This window comes from Streptomyces sp. NPDC091287 (genome assembly GCF_044768525.1).
Classification (GTDB): Bacteria; Actinomycetota; Actinomycetes; order Streptomycetales; family Streptomycetaceae; genus Streptomyces.
Window position 1 is genome coordinate 61,791 of sequence record NZ_JBIVUV010000015.1, and the last position, 15,986, is coordinate 77,776.

Annotated in this window: 11 protein-coding genes and 5 tRNA genes; 10 read left to right on the forward strand and 6 right to left on the reverse strand. The window is 69.9% G+C overall.

Going from position 1 to position 15,986, the window contains the following annotated elements:
* Positions 1-4: 4 nt before the first annotated feature.
* The 5 genes from ACIQRW_RS24910 to ACIQRW_RS24930 all read right to left on the reverse strand — a co-directional run bounded on the left by ACIQRW_RS24910 (position 5) and on the right by ACIQRW_RS24930 (position 8,937).
* Positions 5-3,241: a nitrate- and nitrite sensing domain-containing protein gene (locus ACIQRW_RS24910; protein ID WP_403764176.1), complete on the reverse strand. Its 3,237-nt coding sequence runs from the start codon at positions 3,239-3,241 to the stop codon at positions 5-7.
* A gap of 361 nt (positions 3,242-3,602) precedes the next feature.
* Positions 3,603-4,184, reverse strand: coding sequence for an ATP/GTP-binding protein (locus tag ACIQRW_RS24915; RefSeq protein WP_073213974.1), 582 nt, complete (start codon positions 4,182-4,184; stop codon positions 3,603-3,605).
* Positions 4,165-4,572 carry a DUF742 domain-containing protein gene (locus ACIQRW_RS24920; protein ID WP_003966010.1) on the reverse strand — a complete coding sequence of 136 codons (408 nt, stop codon included), beginning with the start codon at positions 4,570-4,572 and terminating at the stop codon, positions 4,165-4,167. The genes ACIQRW_RS24915 and ACIQRW_RS24920 overlap by 20 nt, the downstream gene beginning before the upstream one ends.
* A 135-nt stretch (positions 4,573-4,707) precedes the next feature.
* Positions 4,708-5,121 carry a roadblock/LC7 domain-containing protein gene (locus ACIQRW_RS24925; RefSeq protein WP_006127850.1) on the reverse strand — a complete coding sequence of 138 codons (414 nt, stop codon included), beginning with the start codon at positions 5,119-5,121 and terminating at the stop codon, positions 4,708-4,710.
* A gap of 9 nt (positions 5,122-5,130) precedes the next feature.
* On the reverse strand, positions 5,131-8,937 hold the full coding sequence (locus tag ACIQRW_RS24930; protein WP_403764178.1) for a nitrate- and nitrite sensing domain-containing protein: 3,807 nt from the start codon (positions 8,935-8,937) through the stop codon (positions 5,131-5,133).
* Positions 8,938-9,521: 584 nt separating this feature from the next.
* Between ACIQRW_RS24930 and ACIQRW_RS24935 the strand changes: the two genes are divergently transcribed.
* From ACIQRW_RS24935 to ACIQRW_RS24975, 9 genes are all read left to right on the forward strand, one after another.
* Positions 9,522-9,704 carry a hypothetical protein gene (locus ACIQRW_RS24935; RefSeq protein WP_403764180.1) on the forward strand — a complete coding sequence of 61 codons (183 nt, stop codon included), beginning with the start codon at positions 9,522-9,524 and terminating at the stop codon, positions 9,702-9,704.
* Between the two features lie 94 nt (positions 9,705-9,798).
* Positions 9,799-10,584 carry a fumarylacetoacetate hydrolase family protein gene (locus ACIQRW_RS24940; RefSeq protein WP_401156610.1) on the forward strand — a complete coding sequence of 262 codons (786 nt, stop codon included), beginning with the start codon at positions 9,799-9,801 and terminating at the stop codon, positions 10,582-10,584.
* Between the two features lie 7 nt (positions 10,585-10,591).
* Positions 10,592-12,061, forward strand: a complete 1,470-nt coding sequence (gltX, locus tag ACIQRW_RS24945) for a glutamate--tRNA ligase (protein WP_403764413.1) — start codon at positions 10,592-10,594, stop codon at positions 12,059-12,061.
* A gap of 99 nt (positions 12,062-12,160) precedes the next feature.
* Positions 12,161-12,880, forward strand: coding sequence for an HAD family hydrolase (locus ACIQRW_RS24950; protein ID WP_403764182.1), 720 nt, complete (start codon positions 12,161-12,163; stop codon positions 12,878-12,880).
* An 88-nt stretch (positions 12,881-12,968) separates the two neighbouring features.
* Positions 12,969-13,040, forward strand: a tRNA-Gln gene (locus ACIQRW_RS24955).
* Between the two features lie 38 nt (positions 13,041-13,078).
* Positions 13,079-13,151 (forward strand) — tRNA-Glu (locus ACIQRW_RS24960).
* Positions 13,152-13,213: 62 nt separating this feature from the next.
* Positions 13,214-13,286: transfer RNA gene (locus ACIQRW_RS24965), tRNA-Glu, on the forward strand.
* Positions 13,287-13,298: 12 nt separating this feature from the next.
* Positions 13,299-13,370 (forward strand) — tRNA-Gln (locus ACIQRW_RS24970).
* A 20-nt stretch (positions 13,371-13,390) separates the two neighbouring features.
* Positions 13,391-13,463, forward strand: a tRNA-Glu gene (locus ACIQRW_RS24975).
* 204 nt (positions 13,464-13,667) lie between these two features.
* On the opposite strand, the gene ndgR is transcribed toward ACIQRW_RS24975, so the two are convergent.
* Complete coding sequence (gene ndgR / locus ACIQRW_RS24980) at positions 13,668-14,384, reverse strand: IclR family transcriptional regulator NdgR (RefSeq protein WP_003966003.1); 717 nt, start codon at positions 14,382-14,384, stop codon at positions 13,668-13,670.
* A 174-nt stretch (positions 14,385-14,558) separates the two neighbouring features.
* On the opposite strand from ndgR, the gene leuC reads away from it, so the two are divergent.
* Positions 14,559-15,986 carry a 3-isopropylmalate dehydratase large subunit gene (leuC, locus tag ACIQRW_RS24985; protein WP_403764185.1) on the forward strand — a complete coding sequence of 476 codons (1,428 nt, stop codon included), beginning with the start codon at positions 14,559-14,561 and terminating at the stop codon, positions 15,984-15,986.

Sequence of the window (15,986 nt, forward strand, 5' to 3'; positions counted from 1 at the left end):
CACACTAACGCTCCTGGTTGTAGGTGGTACTGGTGTCCGTACCCTCGCTGCGTCCCCGCTGGACCCCCCGCCGCAGGTTGCTCAACCTGCCCCGGACGTCTTCGGGCGCGCGGGAGACCTGTGGGCCGCCCTGCTGGGTCTGCTCCGCCGTGCCCTCGACCAAGTTGGCCTTGGGTACGCGCCGGGGGAGGCCGGAGGGGGTGATTCCGCCCGCCTTCGGCTCACGGAGCTTCTCGGCCCGCTCCCAGCGCTCGTCGTTCGTCGAGCGCCAGTCGTCGGTGCCGTCCCCGTCCGTCTGCGGGTCCTGCCGCTGTTCCTGCTGCGGCTGGGGCCCCGGAGCCGGATCGGGCTGGTCGTTGCCACGGCCGCCGGGGCCGGGCTGCCAGTGCTGCTGAGCGCCGCGGCGCGGCAGACCGGCTTCGGTCAGCTCGTGGCCGACGTTCGGGGTGGGCCCCGGACGGTCGAAGCCTACGCGCTCCGAAGGCTCTGCGGGCGTGCTCGGAACAGATTCCGATTCGGCGGGAGCGATCGGCTCATAAGTGTTCTGGAAACCACTCTGAACAGGCCAATCATCCTGGTGGGACTGGTCCGGCGAAGCCGCGTACGGGTCGGCGTACTGACCCTGCTGAGCCTGCTGATCGGCATATGCCGATTCCGGATAACCGTCTCCCGGGTGCTGCTGCGCCTGCTGGTCCCGCTGCTGCGGGTAACCGTCCCCGGCACCGTACTGCTGCTGGTACGTCTCCTGGTACGGCTGCTGCGCCTGCTGCTGCCCGTACTGGTCCTGGCCGTAGCGCTCGTCGGCGTAACCCTGTTGCTGCTGTCCGCCGTACGGGTCGCCCGCGTACGGCTCCTGCGCGTAGCCCTGCTGTTCCCGGGAGTTGTCACCGAACGGGCCGCCCGGGCCCGTCTGGGCCTCCAGGGCCGCCCTGCGCTCCTCGCGCATCAGCGAGCGGTTGACCGGGTCCAGCTGACCCGGGTCCGCCGGGGCCTCGTAGCGCGAGTCGTCGAAGCCGAGCTCCGCCGCCGTGCGCATCGGGGCCTGCTGCGGCGCCGGCTCGAAGGCCTGCTGCTGCTCGGGGATGATCGAGGAGACGGTGAAGTCGTCCTGGCCGGAGCCCGGTTCGCCACCGCCACCGTGGGTGATGGCGTCCGGCAGCATGACCAGCGAGGTGGTCCCGGCCTGCTCGCCCGAGGGGCGCAGCTGGACCCGGATCCCGTGCCGGTCGGCCAGTCGGCCGACCACGAACAGGCCCATGCGCTGCGACACCGCGGCGTCCACGGTCGGCGGGTTGGCCAGCTTGTGGTTGATGTCGGCGAAGTCCTCGGCGGTGAGGCCGATGCCCTTGTCGTGGATCTCGACCATGACACGGCCGTCGGGCAGCCGGGTCGCGGTGACCTTGACCTTCGTCTGCGGCGAGGAGAACGTGGTGGCGTTCTCCAGCAGCTCGGCCAGCAGGTGCACGAGGTCGGTGACGGCCTGGCCGTGGATCTCGCTCTCCGGCACGCCGGTCAGCTGGATGCGCTCGTAGGACTCCACCTCGGAGGAGGCGGCCCGCAGGACGTCCACCAGCGGAACCGGCTGGTTCCAGCGGCGGCCGGGCTCCTCGCCCGCGAGGACGAGGAGGTTCTCGCCGTTGCGGCGCATACGGGTGGCCAGGTGGTCCAGCTTGAAGAGGCTCTCCAACTGGTCCGGGTCGGCCTCGTTGTTCTCCAGGTCGGTGATGAGGGTCAGCTGGCCCTCGATCAGCGACTGGTTGCGGCGCGAGAGGTTCGTGAAGATCGCGTTGACGTTGCCCCGCAGCATGGCCTGCTCCGCGGCGAGCCGGACGGCCTCGCGGTGCACCTGGTCGAAGGCGCGGGCGACCTCGCCGATCTCGTCCTGCGTGGTGATCGGGATCGGCTGCACCCGGGTGTCGACCCGGCCCGGGTCGGTGCGCGAGAGCTGGTCGACGAGGGAGGGCAGCCGCTGCTCGGCGATGCCGAAGGCGGCGGTACGCAGCTGGCGCATGGAGCGGCTCATCTGGCGGGCCATGAGCCCGGCCAGGATGAAGGCGGCCAGCAGCGCGATGACGACGACGAGACCGTTGACGATGGCGTCGGTCTTGGCGTCGGAGGAGATGCTCGCGGCCTCGTCCACCGCCTTGGTGACGAGCTCGTCCTCGACGGTGGCGTACCCCTCGAACTTCGCGGTCGCCGCGGCCATCCAGGTCGCGGGCGTGATGCCCTTGGCCGCCAGGTCCTCGGGGTCCTGCCCCTGGCCGATCTCCCGGGCCATGCCGTCGAAGACCGAGCCGTCGATGCTCGGCGGGGCCACGAAGGGCTCGCCCGCGGCCTCGGCCTGCTCCTTGGCCGCCTTGAGCTGCTTGGCGCCCTCGGCGGCCTTGCCGGCCATGACCTGCTTGAGCCGGTCGACGTCGTCCTGGGTGCCCCCGGAGTTGAACTCGCCCAGCGCGATCTGCTCCAGGTAGTTGTACGAGCCGAAGGCCTTGACCTGGTCGTTGTACGTACCCGGCTTCTTGCTCGGGCGCACCAGAAGGTGCATGCCGATCGAGCGCTGAAGCGATTCTGCAGCCTTGGACAGCTCGATCGCGTAGACCGTACGGCCGTAACTGGTGATGTTGCCGGTGCCGAGGCCGAGCTCGTTGGAGAACTCCATCAGCGAGTGCTGGACCTGGACGTAGCCCTCTTCGGTCTTCACCGGGTCCAGGGCCTGCGAGTAGGCGGCCTTGCGCAGCTCGGGAAGCTTGGGCTCCTCGCCCTTGAAGAGCTTCAGACGGCGCTCCAGGCCCGGCTTCGCGGGCATGTCCTTCACCGCGGCGTCGAACTTCCGCGCCGCCTCGTCCGTGGTGGCCCGGGTCTGCTCGACCACATCGGCGTCACGGTCGCCCGAGAGCAGCGGCTCCGCGCTGAGGTCCCGCTCGTTCAGCAGCGCCTGTCCGTAGTCGGACGCGGCGCGCACGACGACCGCGATCTTCTCGGCGTCCTGCGCCTCGCTCCAGGTGTCGATGGAGCCCTTCACCTGGAAGCCGCCCATGACGAGGCCGACCAGCACCGGGATCAGGAGGATCGCGTTCAGCCGGGTGGCCACCCGCCAGTTGCGCGGGGACATCCGGCTGGTGCTGCCACCACCGGTGGGCTCCGTGCCGGGCACCTCCGCAGGGGACGACACGGCGCGCGACGGCGGGGTGAAGTTGCCCCGCTCGGGCTGCGCCGCGGAGCCCTCGTTGCTTCGCCTCACTCGACCAACAACCTCTCGGCGTCGGCACCTACGCTGTGCCGGATTATTCGTTCAGGGCGGTCCTACTGGGGAGTTCGTCGAATTGCAGCACGGGGACCGGTCCCGTTCCAAACAGTCGGAATCAGCGATTCCGAGTGGCCCAGACCTCAGATAAAACGGGCATAAAGAGCGAGCCCCGTCAAAAGGCGGGGCTCATGTGAGCGCAGTGACACCGAATGGATGCGTCGGGTGGCGGCGTGGAGTCAATTCTCTCTCGAAACGTTATGAACACGGGGGCGGATCGTGTCAAACGACACAGGCCGCCCCCGCGTGACTACTGCAACTTCCGTATGCCGATATCGACTTACGCCTGGTGGAAGAACTACTTCAGGCGTGCCATCAGCGCGTGCTCGACCAGGGTGATCAGGCCGCTCTTGGCGTCCGCCCGGTGCCGGGCGTCCGTCGTGATGATGGGTGCGTCGGGCCCGATCTGGAGCGCCTCGCGTACTTCGTCCGGGGTGTAGGGCTGGTGTCCGTCGAAGCCGTTGAGGGCGATGACGAAGGGGAGCCCGCTGTTCTCGAAGTAGTCGACGGCGGGGAAGCAGTCGGCGAGGCGGCGGGTGTCGACGAGGACGACGGCGCCGATGGCGCCGCGGACCAGGTCGTCCCACATGAACCAGAAGCGGTCCTGACCGGGCGTACCGAAGAGGTACAGGATCAGGTCCTGGTCGAGCGTGATGCGTCCGAAGTCCATGGCCACCGTAGTGGTGGTCTTGTCCCCGGTGTGGGTCAGATCGTCGATGCCCGCCGACGCGGACGTCATGACGGCCTCGGTGCGCAGCGGGTTGATCTCCGACACGGCCCCGACGAACGTGGTCTTGCCCACGCCGAAGCCGCCCGCCACCACGATCTTCGCCGAGGTGGTGGCGCGGCCCGTACCGCCGTTAGAGCTTGCGAAGTCCACTGAGCACCCTTTCGAGCAGTGTCACATCCGGCGCGCCGCCGGCCTCTCCGTTGCCCGGCTGGTGGATGGCCACCATGCCGGCTTCCGCCAGGTCCGCCACCAGGATCCGGGCGACGCCGAGCGGCATCGACAGCAGTGCCGACACCTCCGCCACCGACTTGACCTCACGGCAGAGGTGGCAGATCCGCTGGTGCTCGGGGAGCAGGGTCCCCAGATGCGCGGGGTCTGCCGTCGTGCTGACCAGTGCCTCTATCGCGAGCTGGTAGCGCGGCCGGGTCCGGCCGCCGGTCATGGCATAAGGACGAACCAGCGGCTGGTCGCCTTCCCCGTCGTACGACGCGTGGTGCAGTGCGCCGTACGGATCGGGTGAGGCGGGTGGCGGGGTCATGAATCCTCCGGGCGTGACAGCAGGTTCTCGGCTTGCCGTCTGCAAGGGGCCGGTGAGGGGACTAAAGCGGCCTGACGGGTGAGGGTTGTGGGCATTACCTGGGGGGATCGTGTCGTGAATCCGCTGGATGGCCGCCTAGTGGAGCAGACTTCCTTGGAGTTCGGCGCGGAGGTCGGGCGTGAGGACGGTGCCCGCACGGTCGACCAGGAGGGCCATTTCGTACCCGACCAGACCGATGTCGGCGTCCGGGTGGGCCAGAACGGCCAGTGACGAACCGTCGGAGATGGACATGAGGAAGAGGAATCCCCGCTCCATCTCCACAACCGTCTGACTGACGGCGCCGCCCTCGAAGATCCGGGACGCACCCGCGGTCAGCGAGGTGAGACCGGACGCGACCGCCGCGAGCTGGTCGGCGCGGTCGCGCGGGAAACCTTCGGACATCGCCAGCAGCAGGCCATCCGCGGAGACCACCACCGTGTGGGAAACCCCTGGGGTGTTGTCCACGAAGTTGGTGATCAGCCAGTTCAGATTCTGCGCGGCCTGACTCATGGGGCTCAACTAACGCTCCTGCTGGTGAGTGGGGCCGAGATGGATACTGCCGGTCTGCGGGCCGTTGTTGGCCTGCCGACCCTGCTGGATGCCCCGGCGGAGATTGGTCAGACGACCGCGCACGTCATCGGGCGCGCGCGAAACCTGTGGTCCGGACTGGTGATTCTGCTGCTGTGCGGTCCCCGGAACCAAATTGGCGCGGGGAACACGGCGGGGCAGCCCGGAAGTGGTGACCCCGCCGGCGGCGGGCTTCTTGACCCTTTCGGCCTGGCGTACGAGCTCGTCGTTGGGCGAGGCCCGCCACGAGCTGGTGACCGAGGGGTCGGCCGCACCACGCCGAGGCATGGGCGGGACCGGCACATCGGAGGAGTCGGGAGCGGCCGGCGCCTGCGGTTCGGCGGGCGGCTGCTGGCCGCCCTGGCCCGGACCGTGGAACCAGTTCGTCTCCAGGGTGTCGTACAGCGGCGTACGGCCGTCCCCGGGACCGGCCGGCGGCAGGGCCTCCGGCTGCTGGGGCTGGAGCGGCAGCGCCGGACGGTACGGAGGAGCCTCGTTCGCCGGGGAGGCGGACGGCAGCGGCGCACCGAAGTCATTGCCCTCCGAACCGCGCTGACGCGGCGCGGGCAGCTGCTGACCCTGGTCGTACTGCCCCTGGCCCAGCTGGTTCTGGTCCGGCTGCTGCGGGACACCGAAGTCGGGCCGCGCGAACTGCGCGGTGCTCGCCGGGTCCTGGCCCTGCGGAGCGCCCTGCGGGTACGACCGGTCCTGGGGAGCCCCCGGCGCCGAGAAGTCGGGCCGGGCGAACTCGGAGGTCGCACCGGGGCCCTGGCGGTCGTCCGACGGCCGCTGGCTCAGCGGGGCGTTGAACGACCGGTCCTGGCCGAGGTCCGCCGGAGGGGCGAACTGCCCCGTCGCGTCGTGCTCCTCGTGACCGCGCGGCGTGTCCGCGCCCCAGCTGGTGGTCGCCGGCCGCTGCGGCTGCGGGTTGCCCCCGGGCAGCTCGGCACGCGGTCCACCGGGCGGCGGCAGCTGACGGCCGGGTCCGCCGGACTGCTGGAAGCCGCCCTGGGCGGGGCCGCTCTGCTCCTGACGGCCCTGGGGCTGCTGCGCTCCCGGGCCCGGGCCCTGCTGGTTCTGGTTCGACTGGTTCTGCCAGCCGGACGGGTTCTGCTGGTTCGGCGGTGCGAACTGACCCGGGCGTCCGTTCTGCCCGGGGGAGGGCGGAGCGGCGTGCCCGAACAGGTTGGTCGCGTCACCGCGGCCCGGGGCCTCGCCCTGCGGGCCGCCCTGGCCGCCGCGGGCGCCGAGCCGGGCGCTGTTGCCGAAGGCGCCGGAGAGGCCGCCGCCCTGGCGCTGGGGCGCCGGACCCTGACCGGGGAAGTCCTGGCCCGGTCCGCCGTTGTCCGGCTGGCCGCCGCCCTGAGGGCCCTGCGGACGGCCGGCGCCGGTGTCCCGGGCCGGCAGTGCCGCCCGGGGACCCGCGCCCGCGCCGACCTGGCCGCGCTGGGCGCCCGGTCCACCGCCGAGGCTCTTGGCGCCCGGACCGGCCGGTCCGCCGCCCAGGCCCGCGCGCTGGCCGTTGCCGGCGCCGTTCCCGTTGCCCGCGAGCAGACCGCCCGGGGCGCCGGGCTGCTGTCCGGGGCCCTGCTTGGACGGGGGCTGCTTGCCGCCGTGTGCGACGTCGACGGGCAGCATGACCAGTGCGGTCGTGCCGCCGGAGTCCGAGGGGCGCAGCTGGATCCGGATGCCGTGACGCAGCGACAGCCGGCCGACCACGAACAGACCCATGCGGCGGGAGACGGAGACGTCCACGGTGGGCGGCTGCGCGAGCCGCTCGTTGATCGCGGCGAGGTCCTCGGGGGAGAGGCCGATGCCGGTGTCGTGGATCTCGACGAGCACCCGCCCGTCGGGCAGCGCGTGACCGGTGACCTTGACCTTCGTCTGCGGCGAGGAGAACGACGTCGCGTTCTCCAGCAGCTCGGCGAGCAGGTGCACGAGGTCGTTGACGACCCGGCCGGCGACCTCGGTGGCGGGCACCGCGGACAGCTCGATGCGCTCGTACTGCTCCACCTCGGAGGCGGCGGCACGGAGCACGTCGACCAGCGGGACGGGCCGGGTCCACCGGCGTCCCGGCTCCTCGCCCGCGAGGACGAGGAGGTTCTCGCCGTTACGGCGCATACGGGTCGCGAGGTGGTCGAGCTTGAAGAGCGAGGACAGCTGGTCCGGGTCGGCCTCGCGGGCCTCCAGCTCGGAGATGAGCGAGAGCTGGCGCTGGATGAGGCCCTGGGAACGGCGCGAGAGGTTGGTGAACATCGCGTTGACGTTGCCCCGGAGGAGGGCCTGCTCGGCGGCGAGGCGGACAGCCTCGCGGTGCACGTCGTCGAAGGCCGCGGCCACCTGGCCGATCTCGTCCCGGGAGTGCACGCCGACCGACTCCACGGAGGTGTCGACGTCCTGCGGGTCGGTCTCGGAGAGCTGCTTGACGAGCTCGGGCAGCCGGTCCTGGGCGACCCGGGTGGCGGTGTCCTGCAGACGCCGCAGCGAACGGATCATGGAGCGGGCCACCACGAAGGCGCCGACGAGCGAGACGCCGAGCACGATGAGGATGACCGCACCGTTGATGATCGCCTCGCGCTGGGAGGCCTGGCGCAGCTCGCGGGCCTTGGCCTCCATGTCGCTGAGGAGGGTGGCCTCGATCGTCTCCATGGCCTTGATCTTGATGGTGCTCTGGTCGTACCAGTCCAGGTACGACCGGACCTGCTTGCCCTCGATCCCGTTCGTGGTGTCCAGGATCCGCTTGGCGTACATGTTCCCGGCGTTGATCTCCGGGTTGCCGTTGTCCAGGGGCGCCATGAGCTCCTCGGCGCTCTCCCCGGTCGTCCCGTAGATCGTCTTGAACGAGGTGAGGGCCCGGGACTCCTTGGCGAGCGCGTTGGAGCCGAACTGCCGGTCGTTCGGGTTGAGGTGCGGCTCCTTGACCGAACCGCCCGGCAGGGCCGCGGCGATGACCGCGCGCTGGACCGAGGCGTACTCCTTGGCGGAGGAGAACGCCGCGAGGGCGCGGGTCCGCTTGATCATGTCCGGGTTGCTGGTCGCCTGCGCCATGTCCTGCGAGAGGCTCAGCAGCGAGGTGATCAGCTGGTTGTACTGGTCGATGGTGTTGAGGCTGGGTGCGCCCTCTTCGTACGCCGTCTTGCGGATCGTACGGATGGTGCCGAGCTGGGAGGCGATCTGCGAGATGCTCGCGTGGATGCTGTCGAGCGCCTCGTCGCCCTCGGAGTCACCGATCGAGTCGGTCTCGTCGAGGAAGGCGTCCTTGGCCCGGTCGGTCTTGTCCCGGGGCCCGGTGACCTTGTAGTCGGTGGGCTTGGACTTGTTGGACAGCGGACCGGCCGACTGGTCGCGCTCCATCTGGAGCGCCTGGGCGAGCGTGGTCGCCTGCTTGGTCATCTTCGTCAGCAGCTGCATGTGCTGCAGCTGCTGGCTGTCGTTCATGGACTCGTTGATCCTCAGACCGCCCAGGCTGGTCGCGGCGACCACGGGGAGGGCGAGGAGCGAGACCAGTCGCGTGCTGATGCGCCAGTTACGGAGCGCTATGCGCGAACCCGTGTCGACCGGGCCGCGCGGTTGTGCGGGCGTGTTCGGCTCCGCGCCGCTGCTCGTCGTGGAGCCCGAGCGCTGCGCGCGGTCGTTGTTGTCGCCGGCAGCGGCCGGCCCGGGGTTCTGGGCGTGCTGGGGCGAGGAGCCGCGGTCGGTCCCGCCGCGCGGCTCCTGTTCCGCCGGAGCGCTGCCATCCCTCTTGAAACGTCCCTGCACTAGCGTCGCAACCTCTGGACCAGGCGTCCCGCCCGCGTGTGCGGACAAGAACGGTGTCGGCGTCGTGGGGCGCTGGACGCGCCCCATGGGTGGTCGTGTGAGTGACCGGCGTACTTCCCCCTCCCGCCGCCACTCGGCGCTGCGTTGCGCCCCTGCGCGCCGGCCTGAAACCCGCGGCGGTGCGTGGAATTCCAGCACAGTGCAGGATCTCCAACAAGGGCCATGTACCGGGCTGTGACCTGCGTGACACGTTGTGATGGGCGGGTAACAAGCAGTGGAGAGTGATCATGGGTAAAGCGGACTATTGCGGAGGACTCACCTAGGGGCGGGGGGTGTCCCAGACGCGATGATCAGGAGCGGAATAGTGGATTCAGTGATGCATTGTCCGTTTTCTGGACCATGGTCAACTGTCCGCAATGGGTCAATTGTCGATTAGTTCGTGAGCAAACTCACATGATGATCGTCGCCTCATCACGGCTCCGGCGGGGAATCGGATGTTTAGCCTGACGCTTTACAGGGATGGCGAATCCGACAAGCCGGCGCCGCGAAGAGCGACGCCCTCACCGACAGGGTCCTGACGGCAGATGAAGACGACGACGATGTTCCGCAACATTGCCAACCCCCGGCGCACCACGCTGGCGCACCTCAAGGACGCCGAAGCGCTGCAGACGCCGCCCCAGCCGGAGCACGCCGCCGACCTGCCGACCGTGACGGCCAACCCGCGCCGCACCATCCTGATGGAAGCCCCGGTCACGGCCGCCCAGTAGCGGCCCCGCAATGCGCGCGGCTGTCCCCTCTCATCGGCGTTAGCCTGGAGCGTCAGTCTTCAGTCAGCCAGCAAGTGAGGGGCGACAGCATCCCGTGCGCATCGCCAGGTTCTCCATCGACGGCAATGTCGCCTTCGGCGCCGTCGAGGGACAGGGCACCGTGGAATCCGGTGACCTCGTCCTCGACATCATCAAGGGCATTCCGTACGCCGACTTCGAGCTCTCGGGCACCAAGGTCCCGCTGAACAAGGTCCGGCTGCTGCCCCCCGTGCTCCCCAACAAGGTCGTGGCCATCGGCCGCAACTACGCGGAGCACGCCGCCGAACTCGGCCACGAGGTCCCCGACGCGCCGATCACCTTCTTCAAGCCCACCACCTCGGTGATCGGCTCCGGCGACGCGATCGAGTACCCCTCCTTCTCCAACGAGCTGCACCACGAGGCCGAGCTGGCCGTGGTCATCGGCCGCATGTGCCGCGAGGTCCCCCGCGAGCGGGTCAAGGACGTCATCCTCGGCTACACCTGTGCCAACGACGTCACCGCCCGCGATGTGCAGCAGCGCGAGAAGCAGTGGGCCCGCGCCAAGGGCTTCGACACCTCCTGCCCGCTGGGCCCCTGGGTGGAGACCGACGTGGACCCCCACGACCTCACCATCCAGGCGACGGTCAACGGCGAGCAGCGACAGCTCGGCCGCACCAGCGACATGGTCCGCTCCATCGAGGACCTGATCGTCCACATCACGGAGGCCATGACGCTGCTCCCGGGCGATGTGATCCTCACGGGCACCCCCGCAGGGGTCGGCCCCCTGCACGTCGGCGACGAGGTCGCCGTCACCATCGAAGGCATCGGCACTCTCACCAACAAGGTGATCAAGCGTGGTTAACGCACCAGTGGCACCTGTCCGCGTCCGTTTCTGTCCCTCCCCGACCGGCAACCCGCACGTGGGCCTGGTCCGCACGGCCCTGTTCAACTGGGCCTTCGCCCGGCACCACCAGGGCACCCTGGTCTTCCGGATCGAGGACACCGACGCGGCGCGCGACTCCGAGGAGTCCTACCAGCAGCTGCTCGACTCGATGCGCTGGCTGGGCCTGGACTGGGACGAGGGCCCCGAGATCGGCGGCCCGCACGCCCCCTACCGCCAGTCGCAGCGGATGGACCTGTACAAGGACGTCGCCGAGAAGCTGCTCGCCGCCGGGTACGCCTATCCCTGCTACTGCACCACCGAGGAGCTGGACACCCGCCGCGATGCCGCCCGCGCCGCGGGGAAGCCGTCCGGCTACGACGGCCACTGCCGCGACCTCACCGCCGAGCAGAAGAGCGCGTACGAGGCCGAGGGCCGCAGCTCGATCGTGCGCTTCCGGATGCCCGACGAGGCCATCACCTTCACCGACCTGGTCCGCGGCGACATCACCGTCCAGCCGGAGAACGTCCCGGACTACGGCATCGTCCGCGCCAACGGGGCCCCGCTCTACACGCTCGTCAACCCGGTCGACGACGCGCTGATGGAGATCACCCACGTCCTGCGCGGCGAGGACCTGCTCTCCTCCACCCCGCGCCAGATCGCCCTCTACCGGGCGCTCATCGAGCTGGGCATCGCCAAGGACACCCCCGCCTTCGGCCACCTGCCGTACGTCATGGGCGAGGGCAACAAGAAGCTCTCCAAGCGCGACCCGCAGGCCTCGCTCAACCTCTACCGCGAGCGCGGGTTCCTCCCCGAGGGCCTGCTGAACTACCTCTCGCTGCTGGGCTGGTCGATCGCCGAGGACCGCGACATCTTCTCGATGGACGAGCTGGTCGCCGCGTTCGACATCAAGGACGTCAACGCCAACCCGGCCCGCTTCGACCTCAAGAAGTGCGAGCACATCAACGCCGAGCACATCCGCATGCTGGACGTGAAGGCCTTCACCGAGGCCTGCGGCCCCTGGCTGCGGGCCCCCTTCGCCCCCTGGGCCCCGGAGGCGTTCGACGCGGAGAAGTGGACGCGGATCGCCCCGTACGCCCAGACCCGGGTCACGGTGCTCTCCGACATCACCGACAACGTCGACTTCCTCTTCCTCGACGAGCCGGTGGAGGACGAGGCGTCCTGGACCAAGGCGATGAAGGGCGACCCGGTCGCGCTCCTGACCACGGCCCGCGCCAACCTGGAAGCGGCCGACTGGAGCGACCCGGAGTCCCTGAAGAACGCCGTCCTCACCGCCGGCGAGGCCCACGGTCTCAAGCTCGGCAAGGCGCAGGCCCCGGTCCGCGTCGCCGTCACCGGCCGCACCGTCGGCCTGCCGCTCTTCGAGTCCCTGGAGATCCTGGGCCGCGACAAGAGCCTGGCCCGCGTGGACGCCGCGCTGGCGAAGCTGACCGCGTAGGCGACAGGACACCCCCGAGGAGGGCCGCGGCCGACCGGCTGCGGCCCTCCTCCGCTTTTCCGCCTCCACCACCCCTGGCATGCGGCTACCGTGAGATCCATGCCGATCCGCGCCGTGCTCTGGGACATCGACGACACGATCTTCGACTACGCGGGCGCCGACCACACCGGCATGCGGCAGCACCTGGGGAGCGTGGGGCTGCCCGAGGGCTACGCGTCGGTCGACGAGGCCCTCGCCGCCTGGAAGGCGATCACCGCCGTGCACTGGGCGCGCGTCGCCGCGGGGGAGACGGACTTCCTCGGGCAGCGGCGGGACCGGGTCCGCGAGTTCCTCTCGCGGGCCATGGCGGACGCCGAGGCCGACGACTGGTTCGCCGGCCACCTGACGCACTACGAGGCCGCCTGGCGGCTCTTCCCGGACGTGCTGCCGGTCCTGGACCGGCTGGCCCCCGGCTACCGGCACGCGATCCTCTCCAACTCCAGCACCCACAACCAGCACCGCAAGCTCACCGCGCTCGGCGTCCGCGACCGGTTCGAGTCGATGGTCTGCGCCGTGGAGCTGGGAATCTCCAAGCCGGAGGCCGGCGCCTTCCACGCGGCCTGCGAGACGCTCGCGCTGGAGCCGCACGAGGTGGTGTACGTGGGCGACGAGCCCGACATCGACGCCGGCGGGGCCGTGGCCGCCGGGCTGACCGGCATCTGGCTCGACCGGCGGGGCAGGGGCGGGAGGCCGGATCTCGTGACGATCACCGGGCTCGACCAGCTGCCCGGGCTGCTGGCGGGCAATACCCGTTTTGGAGCGCCGGACACCTTCGGGTAATGTTCTTTCTGCGCCGCCCGAGCGGGCCGAAAGATCCGGCCGGGAAGCGCAGACAGAGATGAAACCCCCACCAGGGGTTGCGTTTCAGTGGGCTATGGTGTAATTGGCAACACTACGGTTTCTGGTACCGTCATTCTAGGTTCGAGTCCTGGTAGCCCAGCGCAAGACCAAGCAGTACGAGCAAGATCAGCAGGACAAGCCCCCGTTGTGTAGCGGCCTAGCACGCTGCCCTCTCACGGCAGTAGCGCCGGTTCGAATCCGGTCGGGGGTACAGATCCTTCCCGCGAGAACATCATGGGTCGCACCCATCGCTCTCGATGCAGGATCGCTAGGGCCCCCGTTGTGTAGCGGCCTAGCACGCTGCCCTCTCACGGCAGTAGCGCCGGTTCGAATCCGGTCGGGGGTACTTGTCACACCATGGGCTATGGTGTAATTGGCAACACTACGGTTTCTGGTACCGTCATTCTAGGTTCGAGTCCTGGTAGCCCAGCGCAAGTCAGCAGTAAACACGCCCCCGTTGTGTAGCGGCCTAGCACGCTGCCCTCTCACGGCAGTAGCGCCGGTTCGAATCCGGTCGGGGGTACAACAGAGCAGTACAGGAAGGCCCTCCACCTCGGTGGAGGGCCTTCCTGCTGGTCAAGAGCGATCCGGAGCGAGGGCGCCCCACGCCAAGTCGCCTGCCCGGCACCGTAGTTACGCCCTGTGGGGAGCCCGGGAAGGAAAAAGGGCCGCCACGACGCTGGGGCGGCCTTCGGGGAGTTCGGTCAAGAGGTAGTGGTGTGCGGCGTCAGCCCGTGCGGCGAAGAGCCTCGCTCAGCCGTGCCGCCGAGTCGATGACCGCCTGGGCGTGCATCCGGCCCGGGTGGCGGGTCAGTCGCTCGATCGGCCCGGAGACCGAGACCGCGGCGACCACCCGGTTCGACGGGCCGCGCACCGGGGCCGAGACCGACGCGACGCCAGGCTCCCGCTCGCCGATCGACTGGGCCCAGCCCCGCCGCCGTACGCCGGAGAGCGCCGTCGCCGTGAACCTGGCGCCCTGGAGACCCCGGTGCAGGCGCTCCGGCTCCTCCCAGGCCATCAGGATCTGGGCGGAGGAACCCGCCTTCATCGTGAGGGTCGAGCCGACCGGCACCGTGTCCCGGAGTCCGGACAGCCGTTCCGCCGCCGCCACGCAGATGCGCATGTCGCCCTGCCGGCGGTAGAGCTGCGCGCTCTCGCCGGTGATGTCGCGCAGGTGGGTGAGCACCGGTCCGGCCGTGGCCAGCAGGCGGTCCTCGCCCGCCGCGGCTGCCAGTTCCGACAGCCGGGGGCCGAGAATGAACCGGCCCTGCATATCCCTCGCCACCATCCGGTGGTGTTCCAGTGCCACGGCCAGTCGATGGGCCGTGGGCCGTGCGAGCCCGGTCGCCGCGACCAGCCCGGCGAGGGTGGCCGGACCGGACTCCAGGGCGCTCAATACCAGAGCTGCCTTGTCGAGAACGCCGACGCCGCTAGAGTTGTCCATACGACGATACTCCCGTCTCACTCTGTGAAACGCAAGTTCAATTTCCGGCGGAAGTTGCGAACCTGTACGGGCGGCCGCACAACGGCTCGTAGCCACCGCCCCGCACGGGGGTCCGGACGGAGGCACACCGAATCTCTAGTTGGGCCGGCGAAGACGCCGGCCGGAGGGAAAGCGATGGGTAGGACACTCGCGGAGAAGGTCTGGGACGACCATGTTGTCCGGCGCGCGGAGGGCGAGCCCGACCTTCTCTACATCGATCTGCACCTGCTCCACGAGGTGACCAGCCCCCAGGCCTTCGACGGGCTGCGCCAGGCCGGACGTCCGGTACGACGCCTCGACCTCACCATCGCCACCGAGGACCACAACACCCCGACCCTCGACATCGACAAGCCGATCGCCGACCCGGTCTCCCGGGCCCAGCTGGAGACCCTGCGCAAGAACTGCGCGGACTTCGGCGTCCGGCTGCACCCGCTGGGCGACGTCGAGCAGGGCGTCGTGCACGTGGTCGGTCCGCAGTTGGGTCTGACCCAGCCCGGCACCACCGTGGTCTGCGGCGACTCCCACACCTCCACGCACGGCGCGTTCGGCGCGCTGGCGTTCGGCATCGGCACCAGCCAGGTGGAGCACGTCCTCGCCACCCAGACGCTGCCGCTGGCCCGCCCGAAGACCATGGCCATCACGGTCGAGGGCGAACTGCCCGACGAGGTCACCGCGAAGGACCTGATCCTGGCGATCATCGCCCGGATCGGCACCGGCGGCGGACAGGGCTACATCCTCGAATACCGCGGCTCCGCCATCGAGAAGCTCTCGATGGAGGCCCGGATGACCATCTGCAACATGTCGATCGAGGCCGGCGCCCGCGCGGGCATGATCGCCCCGGACGCCACCACCTTCGACTACCTCAAGGGCCGCGACCACGCCCCCGAGGGCGAGGAGTGGGACGCCGCCGTCGCGTACTGGAAGACCCTGCGCTCCGACGACGACGCGGTGTTCGAGGCCGAGGTCGTCATCGACGCCACCGAACTGGCCCCGTTCGTCACCTGGGGCACCAACCCCGGCCAGGGCGCCCCCCTGTCGGCCAACGTCCCCGACCCGGCTTCGTACGAGGACGCCTCGGAGCGCTTCGCCGCCGAAAAGGCCCTGGAGTACATGGGGTTGACCGCCGGGCAGCCGCTGCGTGACATCAACGTCGACACCGTCTTCGTAGGTTCGTGCACCAACGGCCGCATCGAGGACCTGCGCAACGCGGCGTCGATCCTGGATGGCCGCAAAGTCGCGACAGGTGTACGGATGCTGGTCGTCCCCGGCTCGGTCCGGGTCGCGCTCCAGGCCGTCTCCGAGGGCCTGGACAAGGTCTTCACCGAGGCCGGCGCCGAATGGCGGCACGCGGGTTGCTCGATGTGCCTCGGCATGAACCCCGACCAGCTGGCCCCCGGCGAGCGCTCCGCCTCCACCTCGAACCGCAACTTCGAGGGCCGGCAGGGCAAGGGCGGCCGCACCCATCTGGTCTCGCCCCAGGTCGCCGCCGCCACCGCGGTGCTGGGCCATCTGGCCTCGCCCGCCGACCTGTCCGACGCCCGTACCCCCGCCGGAGTCCGATAG

Coding starts and splice junctions, on each gene's coding strand:
- ACIQRW_RS24920 (WP_003966010.1), bottom strand. CDS start 4,572: ATGACCCCGCCACCCGCCTCACCCGATCCGTACGGCGCACTGCACCAC.
- ACIQRW_RS24950 (WP_403764182.1), top strand. CDS start 12,161: ATGCCGATCCGCGCCGTGCTCTGGGACATCGACGACACGATCTTCGAC.
- ndgR (WP_003966003.1), bottom strand. CDS start 14,384: ATGGACAACTCTAGCGGCGTCGGCGTTCTCGACAAGGCAGCTCTGGTA.
- ACIQRW_RS24935 (WP_403764180.1), top strand. CDS start 9,522: ATGAAGACGACGACGATGTTCCGCAACATTGCCAACCCCCGGCGCACC.
- leuC (WP_403764185.1), top strand. CDS start 14,559: ATGGGTAGGACACTCGCGGAGAAGGTCTGGGACGACCATGTTGTCCGG.
- ACIQRW_RS24925 (WP_006127850.1), bottom strand. CDS start 5,121: ATGAGTCAGGCCGCGCAGAATCTGAACTGGCTGATCACCAACTTCGTG.